Annotated in this window: 13 protein-coding genes and 1 tRNA gene; 7 read left to right on the forward strand and 7 right to left on the reverse strand. The window is 44.2% G+C overall.

Translation table 11 applies throughout. From position 1 onward, the window contains the following. Positions 1 to 326: 326 nt before the first annotated feature. The gene (locus IJE10_03435) at positions 327 to 2,192 is read right to left on the reverse strand and encodes a copper amine oxidase N-terminal domain-containing protein (protein MBQ2967160.1); all 1,866 of its coding nucleotides are present in this window, start codon (positions 2,190 to 2,192) and stop codon (positions 327 to 329) included. 24 nt (positions 2,193 to 2,216) lie between these two features. Beyond that, the gene (locus IJE10_03440; protein ID MBQ2967161.1) at positions 2,217 to 3,323 is read right to left on the reverse strand and encodes a trypsin-like peptidase domain-containing protein; all 1,107 of its coding nucleotides are present in this window, start codon (positions 3,321 to 3,323) and stop codon (positions 2,217 to 2,219) included. Positions 3,324 to 3,478: 155 nt separating this feature from the next. Here IJE10_03440 and IJE10_03445 point away from each other — a divergent pair, with 155 nt between their 5' ends. Together IJE10_03445 and IJE10_03450 are read left to right on the forward strand one after the other, a co-directional pair. After that, on the forward strand, positions 3,479 to 4,051 hold the full coding sequence (locus IJE10_03445) for a hypothetical protein (GenBank protein ID MBQ2967162.1): 573 nt from the start codon (positions 3,479 to 3,481) through the stop codon (positions 4,049 to 4,051). 5 nt (positions 4,052 to 4,056) lie between these two features. Then, positions 4,057 to 4,578, forward strand: coding sequence for a spore maturation protein (locus tag IJE10_03450; protein MBQ2967163.1), 522 nt, complete (start codon positions 4,057 to 4,059; stop codon positions 4,576 to 4,578). On the opposite strand, the gene IJE10_03455 is transcribed toward IJE10_03450, so the two are convergent. Both IJE10_03455 and IJE10_03460 read right to left on the reverse strand, forming a co-directional pair. Further along, positions 4,565 to 5,941, reverse strand: a complete 1,377-nt coding sequence (locus IJE10_03455) for a hypothetical protein (protein MBQ2967164.1) — start codon at positions 5,939 to 5,941, stop codon at positions 4,565 to 4,567. The genes IJE10_03450 and IJE10_03455 overlap by 14 nt on opposite strands. Before the next feature lie 12 nt (positions 5,942 to 5,953). Next, complete coding sequence (locus IJE10_03460) at positions 5,954 to 6,418, reverse strand: hypothetical protein (protein ID MBQ2967165.1); 465 nt, start codon at positions 6,416 to 6,418, stop codon at positions 5,954 to 5,956. Positions 6,419 to 6,618: 200 nt separating this feature from the next. On the opposite strand from IJE10_03460, the gene IJE10_03465 reads away from it, so the two are divergent. The 3 genes from IJE10_03465 to IJE10_03475 all read left to right on the forward strand — a co-directional run bounded on the left by IJE10_03465 (position 6,619) and on the right by IJE10_03475 (position 8,416). Further along, entirely contained in the window at positions 6,619 to 7,383 is a 765-nt protein-coding gene (locus IJE10_03465; GenBank protein MBQ2967166.1) for a ParA family protein, read from the forward strand. Positions 7,384 to 7,418: 35 nt separating this feature from the next. Beyond that, positions 7,419 to 8,279 (forward strand): ParB/RepB/Spo0J family partition protein, encoded by an 861-nt coding sequence (locus IJE10_03470; GenBank protein ID MBQ2967167.1) that lies wholly within the window; start codon positions 7,419 to 7,421, stop codon positions 8,277 to 8,279. Between the two features lie 60 nt (positions 8,280 to 8,339). Further along, positions 8,340 to 8,416: transfer RNA gene (locus IJE10_03475), tRNA-Pro, on the forward strand. A 695-nt stretch (positions 8,417 to 9,111) separates the two neighbouring features. Here the strand turns inward: IJE10_03475 and IJE10_03480 are convergent. Beyond that, positions 9,112 to 10,887, reverse strand: a complete 1,776-nt coding sequence (locus tag IJE10_03480; GenBank protein MBQ2967168.1) for an alpha-L-fucosidase — start codon at positions 10,885 to 10,887, stop codon at positions 9,112 to 9,114. Positions 10,888 to 11,030: 143 nt separating this feature from the next. Here IJE10_03480 and IJE10_03485 point away from each other — a divergent pair, with 143 nt between their 5' ends. Further along, complete coding sequence (locus IJE10_03485) at positions 11,031 to 11,756, forward strand: helix-turn-helix transcriptional regulator (GenBank protein ID MBQ2967169.1); 726 nt, start codon at positions 11,031 to 11,033, stop codon at positions 11,754 to 11,756. Positions 11,757 to 11,872: 116 nt separating this feature from the next. On the opposite strand, the gene IJE10_03490 is transcribed toward IJE10_03485, so the two are convergent. Beyond that, positions 11,873 to 12,139 (reverse strand): cold-shock protein, encoded by a 267-nt coding sequence (locus IJE10_03490; protein MBQ2967170.1) that lies wholly within the window; start codon positions 12,137 to 12,139, stop codon positions 11,873 to 11,875. Between IJE10_03490 and IJE10_03495 the strand changes: the two genes are divergently transcribed. Beyond that, positions 12,111 to 12,911, forward strand: a complete 801-nt coding sequence (locus tag IJE10_03495; GenBank protein ID MBQ2967171.1) for a hypothetical protein — start codon at positions 12,111 to 12,113, stop codon at positions 12,909 to 12,911. The genes IJE10_03490 and IJE10_03495 overlap by 29 nt on opposite strands. 45 nt (positions 12,912 to 12,956) lie before the next feature. Here the strand turns inward: IJE10_03495 and IJE10_03500 are convergent, their stop codons facing one another. Beyond that, a complete protein-coding gene (locus tag IJE10_03500) occupies positions 12,957 to 16,286 on the reverse strand; it encodes an S-layer homology domain-containing protein (protein ID MBQ2967172.1) in 3,330 nt (1,109 codons plus the stop codon). Positions 16,287 to 16,356 lie beyond the last annotated feature (70 nt).

Consider the following 16,356-nt stretch of genomic DNA (forward strand, 5'->3'; position numbering starts at 1 on the left):
GCCCGTTAGGGCACAGCAATTTTGTGTGTTGCAAGAGGGAGCTTATTTTAATGTAGTCGCAGCCTAAGCAAGCTCTCTTGTGGTACCCAAAACCGTTTTAACGCTACCGCTAACGGTTTTGACCACTCCGCCCCGAGCTGAAAAAACAGTCCACCGGACTGTTTTGTTTAACCGCTCGCGCATAGCAAAAACGCATTTATCAAAAGAAAACACGCAAAATTTTGCGTGTTTTCTTCATTTTGTGTCTTTCTCGTGCGTTTGCACAAACTTTGTTCGCCTTTATACTCGCGTTTTTGCGATCCGGACTTTTTTTACATTCCCTTTTTTTATTTGACTGTTTCGATAGAAGATACAATATCCTCAAAAACTTGAAGGGTACCTTTTGCGTAGGTATCTTCCGGAACGGAGGCAATAAAATGATAATGTACACCGTTGTTAAGGGTCAGATAATACAGGTCATAGGAGATTTTTCCGTCTTTTTCCGATGCCAGAACAAATGAACCGACCATTCTGCCGTTGACCTCTGTGATGTTTGGTCTGGAAATCACATCTTGATTTGCTTTTTTTACAGATTTGTATATAAGATTTAGTTTCTCTTCCAGTACTTTTTTGGACATGGTTGCATTTTTTTCTGAAGCAACCATAAAACCGAGTCCGGTGATAGAATCAACATAAACACCCGATACGGGTTTTATGCTTGTGGGCAGCTGCATGGTGTACCCTTCGGTTTTCTCTTCGTATTTTTCGTCGTGGGTCGGGTAGTTGCGCAACAGAATACCGACTTCATCGGGATTCAATTGTTCTGCTTTTATGCTGTTGAAAATAGAATTCATTTTTTCGTTGCCTGCGGTAGGATCTAAAGGCAAGTCAATGCGCATGTTGTAAATGTATTCGCCAAGCTCAAAGAACACATCCCGACTCATATACGGATGCGCCTCGGATTTGCAGGTGAAAGCATATTCATAAGCTTTAAATCCGGCATAGGAAGCTTCGGTTACGCCACCGGAGAATGTAAAGAGTTTTTCGTTGGAATATTTTTTGTTGTGTGCAAAATCGTAAAGGGCAAGATCGGCTGCACTCTTTCCGTCTGATTTTGAGGTTACGCTAAAGGAAATACGAGGAACGAGCTCTTCATCGGGAGATCCGAATTCATATTTGCCGTCCACATCTTCATCCGAAAGCATAATCATGTCGGCAGGAACATTGAAAGAAAGCTTTAAGCCTTCAGATTTAAAGGTGCGCCAGCCATCTTTGACGTTGGAAAGGTCATAAATATCAGAGCCTTCATATTTTAACGCAAAGCTGTCCATGTATGCCAGACCTTTTTCGCGGATTTCTGAATTTTCGATTGAAAATTCGGCATCTAACATAATGATTTGTGTTTCGGTGGAATACACAATGGTATTTAAAAAGGTCTTTTTGTCTTTTGCCTGGAAATGCATGTACTGCACACCGTCATCGGTTGTGCCTTTGTCAGCCTTTACCAGGGTCATGTCTGAAAGACTGTCCTTAACAGAGCTGAAGGTCTTTTCAAAGTTTGCATCTTCCTTTTTTTCGCCGTAAAGAATACAAAACCAATTGTCATCATCGTAAGAAAAGGCGGTAAAGGTGCCGTCGAACGACCGTTCGTCCATAGTAAAATCCTTTGGATTGTCCATGGACCAGTCAAAATAACTGTCTCCGATTGTGGCGGCATTAATTGCACCTTCCATGACTGTTTCGCCGCTTGTTGCGGTTTTGGTAACCGTAATACGTTCGGTTGCTTCATCATAAGCAACTGTCGCACCAAAAGTTTCGGAAATAAAACGCAAGGGAACCATAGTACTGCTGTTCGGAAGCTCGGGCGCAGCAAGCAAGGTTTCTGCAACACCGTTTACTTCTGCAATGGGATTGCCGATTTGCAAAACAATTTCTACACCGGGGTATTTAAGTGTAATGGTTTGCGTCTCCTCAATCCAGCCAACCTCTGCACCAAAGGCTTCGGTAATTACACGAAGCGGGACTAAGGTTACACCGTCACCTACGACATAAGGGGTTTCCACAGCGACCTCATTGCCGTTAATCAAAAGGGTACTGTCGCCTACACAGAACTGGATTTCCACCAAACCGGCAGGGGCGGTTTCCTGCGCCCATACGGGAAGCACGGAGCAGATGAGTACCAGTACCAGCAAGAAAGCGAATCGTTTTTTCATTTTTATATATCCTCCTTTTTATTTTTATCCTTGAATTTCTATATCGGATTCAACGCCGTTACGAATAATATGCACCCAAAAAGAATTGCCTGTATAAGTTTGCTTTAGTGCCTCGTTCCAATCGGTAATGCTGTGCACCGGGATGCCGTTGACCGCTGTGATTTCGTCACCTGTCAGAAGATTCGGTATTTTATCAGAAGTAACGAGAAGTCCTTTTTGCGTGGGAATGCCGATTTTAGCTTCCCAGGATGGTTCTAAATCAATTGCGACAGAAGGGCGCTTGATATTTCCGTTTTGCTCAAACTGCGCGAGAGCATATTGAACCGTATCGATTGGCACAGCAAAGCCGACATTGTCAATATCGGTATGTACAAATTTGGAGCTTACAATACCGACAAGCTCGCCTTTGGTATTTAACAACGGACCGCCCGAGTTTCCCGGATTAATGGCAGCATCGGTTTGGGTCAGCTTGTAATATGAGCCGGGAATGCTTACATTGATTCCGCAGATGATGCCTTTGGTAACTGTATTTCGCATGGATAGCGAAATAGGTGTGCCAATGGCAATGGCAGTTTTCCCGGATACAACTGTATCCTGTTTTGCCATAGGAATGGGTTTTAAGCCGATTTTATCAATTTTTACGACCGCGAGATCTGCTGTTTCGTCGCTATACAGCACTTGACCGGGCAGACAGGTGCCGTCATTTAAAACAACCGTCAAATTACGAAGCTTATCTACTACATGGGCGTTGGTCAGAATATAACCATTGCTTTTGTAAATTACACCGCTTCCGTGTACGGTAGGCGTGTTATACTGAGAGGTCACTTTACCGTCATCATATATGCCTATAATGGTAACCACACCGCTGCTTACATTTTCCACGACTTTTGCAATAGCATCGTCTTCGGTAAAGGTGATGAACGCGGAATTTGTAGTTTCATCCCAGGCTACATTTGCGCCAAGGGTCTCGCTGACTGCCCGGAGCGGAATAAAGGTGCGGTCATTTTGTAAAATGATATCGCCGTTGAAACGCACTCCGTTGACATAAACGCGAATGTTTTCCGCGGCATATATGTTTATACTTCCAAGCAACAAAAGGGCGCACAGAACCAAACAAAATCCCTTTTTCATTTTATCATCCTTTCTTTTCTTCTTATTATATATTATATCATATGTTCCTGTTGATTTCAATAGATGGATTTGCGAAAGTATCAACGAATAGGTCTTAATACGCAACGTTTGTGCATAAACTGGAAAGAAAGCGGTTTAAGGAGGCGAGACAAGAAATGATGAACCGGATATGGGTGGCGCTGATATCGGTTGCCTTTTTAGTCAGCATTTTCACGGGCAGAATCGAGCAAACCGCCTCGGCGGCAATGGAAGGGGCAAACGAAGCGGTACAAACCTCTGTTTCGGTGTTGGGGATAATGTGCTTTTGGATGGGCATGATGCGCATTGCAGAAAAAGCCGAGCTTTTAAACCGATTTTCCAACCTTTTAAAACCGCTCATCACAAAGCTATTTCGCGGGGTGCGACGGGATGAAACCCGAAAAGCCATTTTAATGAATATTACCGCAAACCTTTTGGGACTTGGCAATGCGGCAACGCCTTTTGGATTAAAGGCAATGGAGCTTATGGAAAAAGAAAACGGCAAAAAAGGGGTTGCCACCAATGATATGTGTCTGTTTGTAGTCATCAACACCGCCTCCATTCAGTTGATCCCCACCACTCTTTTTGCGCTGCGGAGCAGCTACGGCTCGGAAAAGCCCTATATTGTCCTGCCCTGTGTGTGGCTGGTGTCGGTGGCGGCGGCAGTTTTAGGAATTTTAACTGCAAAGCATTTTGAAAAGCGGAGGTAAGAAAAATGCAACTGATAGGAATCTTGAGCATACCGTCCATTATTCTGGGTATCCTTTGGTACGGCTTATACAAACGCGTGAAAGTGTACGAGGCGTTTATGGAGGGCGCAGGGGACGGCATTTCGACCCTGCTGAAAATCTTTCCTGCCCTTTTGGGACTGATTGTATCGGTTTCCATGCTTCGGGCATCGGGGGCGTTTGATTTGCTGGCAAGGCTTTGCGCACCTTTGACCGAAAAAATCGGGCTTCCCTCCCCTTTGCTGCCGCTTATGCTGATGCGACCCATTTCGGGAAGCGGCGCCATGGCAGTTATTACCGATATTTTTAAAACCCACTCACCCGATTCCTTTACAGGACTTTGTGCCTCGGTTATGATGGGCTCGACCGAAACTACTTTTTACACCATTGCGGTCTATTACGGTGCTGTGGGCATAACAAAAATCCGCCACACGGCAAAGGCTGCCGTTATAGCGGATTTAGTTGGTATGTTCGGGTCGATACTTGCGGTGCGGTTTATTCTACTGTAATGATTTCACGGCTGCCCTCAATGCCTGCTTTCCAGGTCATGGGCATATCGCCGTTGCTTTGGGTGTAACCGGTGTAAAGCTCGTTTACAACCAGCATATCCTGCTCCATACTGCTGTAGAGATAATCCAGCACCTCAATGGCGTGACGCTCGCCTGCATCCGAAACCAAAGTATAATTTCGGATGGTGGCACGGAAGTTTATGATTTTTCCGTCATCTACCGTAATTTCACAACTGTTTTTCTTGCTTAAAATCCGGTTGCCGTCAAACAGATATTCAAACGAAACGGTGTATTTGTCCTTTGCTGTCCCGGTTAAAGGTGTATTGATAAACAGCGTGACGTTGGGATCCATCTCAAAAAGGTTAAACAAATCGTCAAGAAGCTTACCGCAGGCGGTGGCGTTGGAAGAAAGGGAGCCGTCCCCCTGAAGCGGAATGCCTCTGCCCGATTCTGCCGTATATATAAGATGACCGCTGGCAGGGTTAACCGAGAGAGTGGAATATTGATCGACAAAGAGCAAATTTCCGTTGTTTTCGGTAAATTTTCTGACAATTTTCGGATTATAACCAAAAAGAGTTAAAATTCTGTCTGTGTTTTTTTCGTTAAAAGCGACGTTTTGCGCGCGGATAATGTTCATGGCGTGCGGTTCTAACGGCAAAAGTACATAAGAATCCAGCAGGACGTTTTGCTGTACATCGGCACCGTCCATTTTTTTGTCTAAATTCAATTCAAAAGCATAAGAATAGCTCTGTTTTGGTGCATTTGCAAAGGAATCGAACATTGTTTGCAGGGCGGTTGCATCACCAACCGGGATAGAAACCTGTTTGTCCGATGCGCTGTCCCGCAGAAAAACCTCTGCGCCCGAGGTTACAGGGTTGAAGCAAACGACAATCCGATCAAAGGCCTCAGTATCAAAGCGGGCGGTTTTGGTGTTGCCCAGAAAGGCTGACATGGCATCCACACTGACCGGGACAAAGTAGTCGGCATAAATGCTTTGCTGCTGTAAAGCCGATTGCCAGTCCTCCTCCGTAACAGTTACGGCATTTTCAGACTGCAGGGCAGATTTTAAAATGCGGTTAAAGGGTGTCCGGATATCCTTGCCCTCCTGTTGGGTGGAGCTGTAAAATAGTCTGCCGTCGGCATAAGTCAGCAAAAAGGATGAGGGCGAGAACACACTGCTCAGCGCGCCTGTATCGTTAATGTTGATGGCTTCCTCTTTTTCGCTTTCTGTGCCTGCTAAAAGGGATAGCAGACTGATGTCGGTTGTCCATGAGGCATTCTGCAACAAAACCTGAACACTTAAAATAACACTACTGAAAATCAGTAGTGTTAAAATCAAGGTTTTTAAAGTTTCTTTTTTCATAAGGGACTCCCCTTATCTGCCCATCTGTAATGCGGTGGACATATTTACGGTATAATCTTTCATCTTCTGTGTGAAAGAAGAACTTGTAACGGTTACTTCGCGACGAACAACCTGATGATAACCACCGTTTTCTGCATAAATCAGAATTTTGTTTAAGCCGCCGGGCAGGTTTACCTTTTTCCAGAACACGCCCGAGTCATTAATGGTGGATGCGGAAACACCCATTTTTTCATATCTTTGGGTTGCGTTGTTGAAACGGTAAAGGGTTACCGTTGTGTTTTTGCTGCCGTAACCGCAGAAAACAACACCGCCCTGAGAAGTGGACGAAAAGCTTGGCGGATTGGTAATTACAATCAGGTTATAGGAATTTGAACCTGCGCCTGCCGAAAGCGTCTGGGGTGCTGCATATGTAGCTACGGGGCAAAGCAATGCTAAAAGTGCAACTAAAACTGTAACGAAACGTTTGATTTTACGCATTGCGTACACCTCCTGATAGTTTTTTTCATTTTACACTATTATTATACCCCATTTTATGTTACAAATCAATTACAGAGCGTTTAAAAGTATAAAACATTTGGAAAAGCGGGTCTTTTTTTACAGTTACACTTGAAATTGCGGACGGTTTTTGTTATAATACTTTTAGAAGAGATATATAAAGGAATTTTTTGGAGGCAGATATGGGAAAAATTGTGGCAATCGCAAACCAGAAAGGCGGCGTAGGCAAAACAACTACGGCGGTTAATCTTTCGGCTTGTGTCGCGGCTCTTGGTAAAAAGGTTCTGGTGGTAGATATAGACCCACAGGGAAATACAACAAGCGGGTTGGGTGTATATGCGGAGCATATGGAAGCTACGATATATGATGTTTTGGTAAACGGCGTGCCGGCGGAAAGTGCCGTGACGGATGTTTCTTATTTTTCCATGCAGATTATCGGCTCGGACATCAGTCTTGCAGGCGCGGAAATCGAATTGGTGGGTGCGAAAAGACGCGAGTTCTTGCTTCGGGATGCTCTGGAAGAAATCAAAGATCAGTACGACTTTATTTTTATTGATTCTCCTCCGTCATTGGGATTGATTACTTTAAACGGTCTTGCGGCGGCGGATGCAGTAATCGTGCCGGTGCAATGCGAGTATTACGCGTTGGAAGGCATTGCACAGCTGACCAAAACGGTAAATATGGTCAAAAAAGCATTAAACCCTGAACTGGATATAGAGGGTGTTGTTATGACTATGTTTGACGGCAGAACCAATCTTTCCATTCAGGTGGTGGAAGAGGTTAAGAAATATTTCGGGCAGAAGGTTTACAAAACCTTGATTCCCCGTAATGTTCGTCTTTCGGAAGCGCCGTCCTTCGGAGAGCCGATTCTGGTGTTTGACAGAACGGCAGCAGGCGCGTTGGCGTACGAAAAGCTTGCAAAGGAATTTATTAAGAAAAACAGCTGATGTTCCACGTGGAACATTGAAAGGATGATAAAGGTATGGTAATGAAAAAAAGAGGGCTTGGCAGAGGCTTGGGTGTCAACGCACTGATTCCCGAGGTAGCAGAGCCGGTTGTTCTGAACAGGGAAACCAGTGTGTTGCCGATTAATGAAATTGAACCCAACCGGGAACAGCCCAGAAAGAATTTTGACCCTGAAAAAATAGAGGCATTGGCGGAGTCTGTGAAGGAGCATGGCATTGTTCAGCCGCTTATTGTAACCAAAGAAGAGGGGTATTACCGCATTGTTGCAGGGGAACGGCGCTGGAGAGCCGCAAAAAAAGCGGGCTTAAAAGAAGTGCCGGTTGTGATTCGTGAATACACAGCGCAGGAAGCAGAGGAAATCGCTTTGATTGAAAATCTGCAAAGAGAAGATTTGAATCCCATTGAAGAGGCGCTCGGTTATAAGCAGTTGATGGAAAAATTCAATCTGACCCAGGAAACGGTGGCGCAGAAAATCGGCAAGAGCCGTTCGGGAATTGCCAATGCACTTCGCTTGCTGTCTCTTCCCGAGAAAACCGCAAAACTCGTGCAGGATGGTGTGTTGAGCGTTGGCCATGCAAAGGTATTGCTCGGTGCAGATGCAAAGCAAATTGATGCTCTTGCGAAAGAGGTTGTGGAAAAGGATTTAAATGTTCGTCAGACCGAAGCACTGATGAATCAGAAACCGAAAAAAGAAAAGGCGAAGCCTATAAAAGATCAGAATTTTGAAAATGCCGTAGCTGATTCGCAGAAGAAAATGGAAAATAAATACGGCACAAAGGTTAAAATTCAGTATTCCAACGGCTATAAAGGCAAAATTGAGCTGAATTTTAAAGATATGAAGCAAATGATTTCTTTGTTGGATGCATTGTTAAAATAATACTTGCATTTTCTGAAATTTTGTGCTATACTAATACAAGTCGGTTTAAACCGACTTTAACGAGGCGTAGCTCAGTTTGGTAGAGTGCTTGCTTTGGGAGCAAGATGCCGCAGGTTCAAGTCCTGTCGCCTCGACCATAAAAACACCACCAAGAATTTGGGGGTGTTATTTTATGTTGAAATGAAAAGGACTTGAACCTTAAGAAGGCGCGAACCGTGAAATAAAACAGTCCGGCGGACTGTTTTATAGGTGAGCGGCGCGCAGACGGGTACCGCGAGCAGTGCGGAGCGGTCGTCAAGCGGTGCGGATTGCGAAGCAAGACGTGTCCTGTCGCCTCGACCATAAAATAACACCCCCAAGAATTTGGGGGTGTTATTTTATGTTGAAATGAAAAGGACTTGAACCTGCTTGCGAACAAGACCTAATCATACGCCACTTGTATACAAGCGGCTTTATTTTCGGTCTGTTCGCGCGCTAATCGCCAAAAGTTTCGGAGAATACTTTTGGCGAACCAGCCGAAAAGTATTGTTTGCAAACTTTTCGGCTAAAAGGAGGTGCAGAACGGAAAGAGAGCAAAACGCTGTAAGCGGATTGCGATAAAAAAGTTCTTGCACCGACGCTGTCCTGTCGCCACTCGCAGACGCGCCCTTTTCTACTCGCCGTGCAACTAAGGTTGTACGGCATCGCTTTGCAGGCGGTCTGCTCGTTTATCGCAGAAAGTTTGCTTTGCAATACTTTCCGCGAGGGCTCACTGCGTTCGTATCCCGATTCTGATATGCACCCCAAAAGTGTCTAACTTTTGGGGTGCATATCAATGTGATGGGTGGTTTTTTTATTTAATTTTATCAAATTCCACATTTTCAATGCGCATATCGTCACCGGGTTCCGGTTTTGAAAGCAAAATTCTGTATTTTCCCGGTTTGTCAATCTTAAATACGCCTGCATCGCGGACAATTCTTGTATTGACATCGGTGGTTTTGCTTAAATAAAACCGTCTCTTTTCTTCTTTCATATTTACCGACTGACTTGTACCGTCAACCGTTAAAGTATAGTCACAGTACTCCTCTTTCTGCTCCACCTGGTTAAATGTATAGGCGTGTGTAAGTGATGCCTCGTATTCACCCGCTTCGGTAAAATATGCATCCCAGCACATAACCTCGTTGCTGTCCAGCCAGAACGAAGCCTGACAGTCTTTGCCCACACACAGGCCGTGTTTTCCGTAATCGTCGATAAAGGGTCCCTTCTCATAAAAAAGCTTTGTGCTTTCACCGTTCTCATTGCCCTTTTCCACTTTGCTTGCCCATAAAACCCCAAGGAAAAGCTTACCTCCGTGTTGCACAATTTCTTTGGAAATATCGGGTTGGTTTTTGAATTCAATTTTATATACCGGCATCATCAATTCGGTCTCTGTCTGCGTTATGGTAAGCACACCGTCAACAAAGCTGTACCGAACCTCTTCCTCCAAACCTATAACAGATACCTTTTCAACCTCGTTACCTGCACCTATATTTATTTTAATTTCTTTTTGTGATTTGTCTCTTATATAAAGATACATATTTTTATCTTTATACCCAATTTGTCCCCAGGAAAATATATTCGGGAAAGGATTGCCTTTTATTCCGCCATATACCGCTTCGCTGTTTCTTGCGGTCCACTCTCCCATTTTTTTCAATATGTCTTCGGTTTCCCGCGTAAGACTTCCGTCGCCTTTAGGCCCTACATTCAGAAGAAGCGAAGCGTTACTGCCTAACGTTCTGCAAAGAATTCCGCAAACGTCGTCCGGTGTTTTCCAATTGTTATCCTGTGCCTTATATCCCCAGGTGTCATTAAGGGTAATCAGACATTCCATATTCACACCAACCGGCGCTACGGGAAGCGCGTTGTCCCCGAGGGATTCATAATCATTACAGTTGTGTGCAATTCTTGAGTTAATCTGACAATCGGGCTGCAGGCTTTTTACCAACGCACGCAATTCCTGCGACTGTTCCTTTAAAATATCGTGCGGATAGTCAAACCATATTATCTTCAAATCCCCATAATTCGTAAGAAGCTCTTTCACCTGCGGAAAACATTTTTCGTAAAGATACTTTTCAAGCTTGATATTATCATCCGGATAATCCCAGTAATTTCTGTTTTTTTGCGGTATTTTGGTTGAAGATTCCATATTTCCACCCGCATCCTTTTCATACCAATCAAGAGTATGCGAATAATAAAAGCCAAGTCCCATGCCTTGTTTTTTGCATTCATCCGAAAGTTCTTTACAAATATCTCTGCCAAAGAATCCGTAAGTAGAATAATCGGTATACTCGCTTTTGAACAAGCAAAACCCGTCGTGATGCTTACTGGTTAAAACGATGTATTTAATGCCGGCCTTTTTCGCACTTGCAACAAGATTCTTTGCAAAATCCGGAGCAGGACAAAAATACTTTCTTCCAAAGGCTTCATACTCTGCAATGGGAATTTCAAGTCTCTGCTGAATCCATTCGCCGAGCCATTCACATTTTCTGCCGTTGTAAGAGCCTGCCATTGCACTGTAAATTCCGAAATGCACAAACATCCCGAATCTGTCATCCAGTATTTTCTGAAAAGCCAAATTGTTCTCTTTCATAAAAATCCCCCTTTAAAATCGACATAATTTCTTGCACCTTCAAGCATATTATGATATAATCAGTATAGTATAATCAACAAAATTTGTAAATATATTAAATTGTAAAAATGATTGTTCAAAATCGACTTAAGGAAGTGATTGATATGATAAATTCCGTCTCTCTTTTTACTTGCGGAGTGTGTATTGCACCTGAAAATTGGTTCACCAAAAATATTCCGACACCCTACAGACTCTATTACATTCGCGGTGGCTCTGCATATTTTAGTTTTGGTGCCGAGGAATTTAAACTCCGCAAAAACCACTTTTATCTTTTCCCCTCTTCTCTTCCTTTTGTCATAAGACAAGACCCGCACGACAGACTTGACCACCTTTTTTACAACTTTTTGCTCTCCCCTTCGGTTATGTCGGCAAATCCCATATCCGCCGATATCCACACACACCCGTTATTTGAAAAATTTCTTGAAATAATGGAAATAACTGCATGGAATTATGCACAGAACAAGACAACCGAAAACAAGGACATTGCGGCCAAAGTTTTAGAGGCATTTTTAACTCTTTTCTTTTCTGTAAATCCGATTTCAAAGTCGGAAAACAATGACATTTTAGCAAGCATTACATATATGGAAACCAACTATATGCACGACATAACCATTAAAGAAATTGCATCCGGTTTATTTTTAAGCGAAGATTATTTTATAAGAAAGTTCAAAGCTTCAATAGGAATGACGCCTTACGCCTATTTATCCAAGCTTCGCCTCAGCATTGCCAATGAACTAATTGCAAGCGGTGTGTCGCTTACAGATGCCGCAAAAGCCACGGGCTTTAAGTATGTTTCCTCCCTAAGCCACGCACTGAAGAAAAAATCATAATCAACATACAAAAAACGAACCTCTGAAAAGAGGTTCGTTTCAGTTTGTTACTAGGAGACTAAATATATTTGAAGCCTCAAAACTATTACTCAAAACTTAAGTAGTTTTAGGGCAAATTATGCTTTCTGAATGTTCGTAGCCTGAGGACCTTTCGCACCTTCGGCTACTTCAAAAGTAACTTCTGCTCCTTCTTCAAGAGTCTTGTAGCCATCCATCTGGATTGCTGAAAAGTGAGCAAATACATCTGTACCGTCTTCACTTTCGGTCTGCTTGCGAACAAGACTGTATCTTCCTCTTGACTTTTTTCTGTAAACTGTTATAATATTTGTAGAAATATGTCGAGAGGTGGATACGATGGGTTTTAAATCCGAAAAAATCAGCATCAAAGAGATTGTACAGCGCGAGCTGGGCGAAATTGATGCCTATTTGTTTGAAGACGGTGAGATTGTAAAGTATGAAATTGCGTTAGAAAGCGTTCCCGAAAAGATGAGGGACTACGCCAGAGATATGCAGGCAATCTACGGCTGGGAAAATGAGGATGACAAGGTCGAGTTCTTAACAAAGGAGCAGTTTGTAAAGAATTTTTATGCGGAATATTGTGCGACGCATCATGAAAGTGTTAAAACGCAATCATTGGAAAGTGAAATGTTCGCCTATCAGGCACGCAAAAGAAAGCAACGCATGCTGACACCGCTGATTCTTCTAATCGTGGTATTGGTTGTAGCTGTGGTGGGATTTGCTTTGGCATCCTTTGGCGATATGCTTTCAGAAAAGAACGGCTCAAAAGCATCTGTTGCGCAAATGGAGCATGAAGTAAAGCAAACAAAAGAAGAACTGAACGAAGTAACAGAAGAAAGAGATGCCTTGCAGGCACAGCTTGATGCCACCGAAACCGAAATGGAATTGCTTCAGGAGGATGTGGATTCGCTGAAAACCGAAAACGAAGAGCTTCTGGAGGAAGCAGAACAGTGGCGTGAAAACAAAGACAGAGTTTCCTGGTACAATGCAAATGCGGTTGTGGTGTATAGCGACGGCGCGGACTTATATCACCTCTACGGTTGCAGTCGACATCAGGATGTGGCTTACAGAATATATGATACGGCAACGGCAAAAGCAAGCGGATATCTCGCCTGCCCCCATTGCTTAGGAAATTAAAAAAAGGAATGTTCCACGTGGAACATTCCCTTTTTGTTGCTTAAATTATTCTGCAGGAACTTCTGCGTTTTCGGCTTGCTGTGCCTCATACCGTTCTTTGGTCTGATACAGACGAACGTACTGGATATCCATGCTGGTGCCGTCTGCCTCGTCGCTGATTTGTCCTGCCCAGTTCATAACCGCTGTGGAGAACCAGGGGGTTACACCGGTGGTGGCGTTGGTGTTGGGCTTACGGGAAACCTCGGTGCCATCGAAATAGAAAATCAGCTCGGAATCTGTCCATTCTACCGCATAGGTGTGGAAGTCAGCCGACAGGTCATAAGGCGCAGTATATGCGTAAGACAAGGAAGCTTTGTTACCATTTAAGTCTACCGCTGTGTGGAGGGTAGAATTCATCTTGTTGGGATAATGACCTTCGTTGATGTCGATTTCAAAACCGTGAGGCGGTGTAGAAGAGCTTTCCTTTGTGCGATTCCACCAGGCGTTGTTGATGCCTTGCGCCGCACAGTAACGATAACGCGCTTCCCAATAGCCGTATGCCTGGGTAAACACGTCACGCTTAACCCAAACGCTGGCGGTGGTCCAATGCTTACCGCCACGTTCTTGCTTCAAAGTCATCAAACGAAGCATACCGTTTTCTACAACGGCATTTTCGCGCCATCTGGAGGATTGCAGCGATGCTCTACCTGCAGAGTGTTCGCTGTCCCATACGTCCCAATTCAAGCTGTCGCCATTAAATTCATCATTAAAGGTCATAACCCATTCCTGCCCTGCCGGGGGTCCTGACCAGACACAGGTTTCCATATATCGCTTCAAAAGTGCCGCCGCCTCTGCACGGGTTGCAGTATTTTTCGGAGAAAGGGTTGTGTCGCTTGTGCCGTTGATTACGCCCATATGTACCAAAACATTAAAGCTTTCGGCGGCAAAAGGATTGATGTCTGTTTTATCTGCATATTTTTCAAAGTTGTTGGGCACAGAATCCAACCAGGGGAAGGATTTGCCACTCTTTTGAACTGCGTTATAAATAAGAAGTGTCAATTCTTCACGGGTAATGGGTTGATCGGGCAAGAAACCGTTTTCGGTGGGGAAATTATCCAAAAGTCCGTAGCTTTTCGCACTTGCAATGGTTTTGTAGTACCATGCATCGGGCGTTACATCGGGATAAGACGGTGCGTCTGTTTCTTCGGGGCAAACGCTTCTTGCCAAGATTGCGGTTGCTTCTGCACGGGTAATGGTATCTTCGGGTGCGAAAGCGCTTTCTGCTTTACCGTTGATATATTTCTTGTCTGCCATATATTCAACATCATATTCTGCCCAATGTCCGTCCATATCGGCAAATTTGTTTAAATGACTCATCTGTGCTTTGCCGAGCATTAAAAGGTTAGGGGTAATATAAATGGTGTTCCAGATGCTATTGTCTACAGAACTTAAAATATCGAAACGAACAGCACTTGCACGCGTGTTGATGGCGGCAGTTGTTTCGGTTTCGCGAATCAGCTCCACATATTCATCACCTGTGCCGGCAAAATAGAAATCACCGAGGGTAATCCACTCGTCACCGCCACCTGCGGCTGTATCAATATAGAAGGTATCGACTTCCCCATTGTGATGTACATCGTAGCGTACATTTGTGTCATTGCCGCCTTTGTACCACAACTTGTAAACAGTAACACGAACATTGCCTACTGCGGTAATATCGGGGTCGTATTTACAGGTTGCCCCTTGCTTAGTGGTCCATAACGAACCGGGATAATTTTTGATAGGACCTGCCAAAGAACCGCTCCAACCCCACCATTTTTCACCGGCATCGTTGTATTCGGGATAGGAGAAACCGGGATAAGGTTCTACATCAATTACAACAGGTGCCTCTACTTCGAAAGTAGTGATTTCCTTGTCGGTTTTAATCAGTTTAACTGCGGAAAGACGGTGCATACCCGATTCGATAATCTGCCCTACATAGGCTTCGTTCACATCGTCAAAGTTAAATACGCCGAGGGAAACCCAACCCGGTTCGCCTTCGGTTTGGCTGATGGTTTTAACGGGTTCTTTTTTGCCGTTGTGGTTTAGTTGTAAAGTTAATTTCTTGGAAGCGGAAGTGTGTACCGGGTTCCATAAAAATACTTCATAGTTACCTGCTTCGGGCACATCAATACCCATTTTGAAAGATGCACCGGGGGTAGAACTGTAATAATGTCCCTTACCATCATAACCGGGCGAAGAAGAGGTTTTCGCCCATTTGCCTTTTGCTTCGGAAAGTGGAAAAATATAACCGCCGTCCTCAGAAGGAATTGCAACCACTTCCCGGGACAAATACACAGTATCTTCGGTAATTTCAGGCTTTTCTTCCGGTTCTGCAGGTTTTTCTTCCTGAGCAGGGGCATCTGCAAATTCAGTTACTTCTTTGTCGGTTTTAACGAGTCTTACCGCAGAAGCTCTGTAATTGCTCTTTTCAATAACAGCACCGAGATATGCCTCATTTACATCATCAAAATGAAACACGCCAACCGATTCCCAACCGGTTTCGCCTGTGGTGAGGTCTACGGGTTTAACATTTTCGGTTTTGCCGTTATGTGTCAGGCTCAATGCCATAGCAGGAGAGGAATTGGAATGAACGGGTTTCCAGTAAAACACCTCATAATTGCCTGCTTCGGGTACATCAATGCCAATTTTAAAGGAAGCACCTTTAGAATAGGTGTAGTAATGCTTGTCCCCGTCATAACCGGGTACGGTTTTAGAGGCATTCCACTTACCCTTTGCTTCGGAAAGCGGGAAGATAATGCCGTCACCGTCCGGGATTCCTTTCACTTCCTGTGACAGGTAAATCGTTTCGTTCGTGATTTCGGGTTCTTCGACCGTTTCTTCAGCCGGTGTTTCGGTTTCTTCAGGCATTTCGATAACAATTTCGGTTACGGGTTTGGTGGTTTCTTCAAGCTTTACAGCATTTACACGCGCGGTAGGCTTTGTCACTTCACCGCTGACGTACGCCTCACTTTTGCCGTCAAAATCAAATATACCAATAGAAGCCCAACCTGTTTCGCCGGTTTTCTGATTGATGTTGGCAATCTGCTCGGTTTTTCCGTTTCTGGTCAGATACAGAGGCATTTCGTTAGATGTGTTTTCATGCACCGATTTCCAGAAAAACAGCTCATAATTCCCTGCCTTCGGGATTTCCAGAGCAATTTTGAAGGTTGCGCCCTTTTCGGAGCTCCACTGATGCTTGCCGCCGTCATAGCCGGGTGCGGCAGAGGATGTGCCCCACTTTCCTGTGGTTTCAGACACCGGGAAAATCAGCTCTTCTTCTGCTGAAACAGCCATAACACTGCATATAGACAGCATAAGCGAAAAAATTAGGATCAAACAAATACTTTTCTTCATGGTTCTTTCTCCTTTCTCTGCTTTTATTATAAAATACGGCGCAGAAAAAATATATACAAAAAATACGCAA

It is taken from the genome of Clostridia bacterium (assembly GCA_017410375.1).
GTDB lineage: Bacteria > Bacillota > Clostridia > RGIG6154 > RGIG6154 > RGIG6154.

Coding starts and splice junctions, on each gene's coding strand:
- IJE10_03455 (MBQ2967164.1), bottom strand. CDS start 5,941: ATGAAAAAAGAAACTTTAAAAACCTTGATTTTAACACTACTGATTTTC.
- IJE10_03470 (MBQ2967167.1), top strand. CDS start 7,419: ATGGTAATGAAAAAAAGAGGGCTTGGCAGAGGCTTGGGTGTCAACGCA.
- IJE10_03450 (MBQ2967163.1), top strand. CDS start 4,057: ATGCAACTGATAGGAATCTTGAGCATACCGTCCATTATTCTGGGTATC.
- IJE10_03445 (MBQ2967162.1), top strand. CDS start 3,479: ATGATGAACCGGATATGGGTGGCGCTGATATCGGTTGCCTTTTTAGTC.
- IJE10_03440 (MBQ2967161.1), bottom strand. CDS start 3,323: ATGAAAAAGGGATTTTGTTTGGTTCTGTGCGCCCTTTTGTTGCTTGGA.
- IJE10_03435 (MBQ2967160.1), bottom strand. CDS start 2,192: ATGAAAAAACGATTCGCTTTCTTGCTGGTACTGGTACTCATCTGCTCC.
- IJE10_03460 (MBQ2967165.1), bottom strand. CDS start 6,418: ATGCGTAAAATCAAACGTTTCGTTACAGTTTTAGTTGCACTTTTAGCA.
- IJE10_03490 (MBQ2967170.1), bottom strand. CDS start 12,139: ATGCTGATTTTTTCGGATTTAAAACCCATCGTATCCACCTCTCGACAT.
- IJE10_03480 (MBQ2967168.1), bottom strand. CDS start 10,887: ATGAAAGAGAACAATTTGGCTTTTCAGAAAATACTGGATGACAGATTC.
- IJE10_03500 (MBQ2967172.1), bottom strand. CDS start 16,286: ATGAAGAAAAGTATTTGTTTGATCCTAATTTTTTCGCTTATGCTGTCT.
- IJE10_03495 (MBQ2967171.1), top strand. CDS start 12,111: ATGGGTTTTAAATCCGAAAAAATCAGCATCAAAGAGATTGTACAGCGC.
- IJE10_03485 (MBQ2967169.1), top strand. CDS start 11,031: ATGATAAATTCCGTCTCTCTTTTTACTTGCGGAGTGTGTATTGCACCT.
- IJE10_03465 (MBQ2967166.1), top strand. CDS start 6,619: ATGGGAAAAATTGTGGCAATCGCAAACCAGAAAGGCGGCGTAGGCAAA.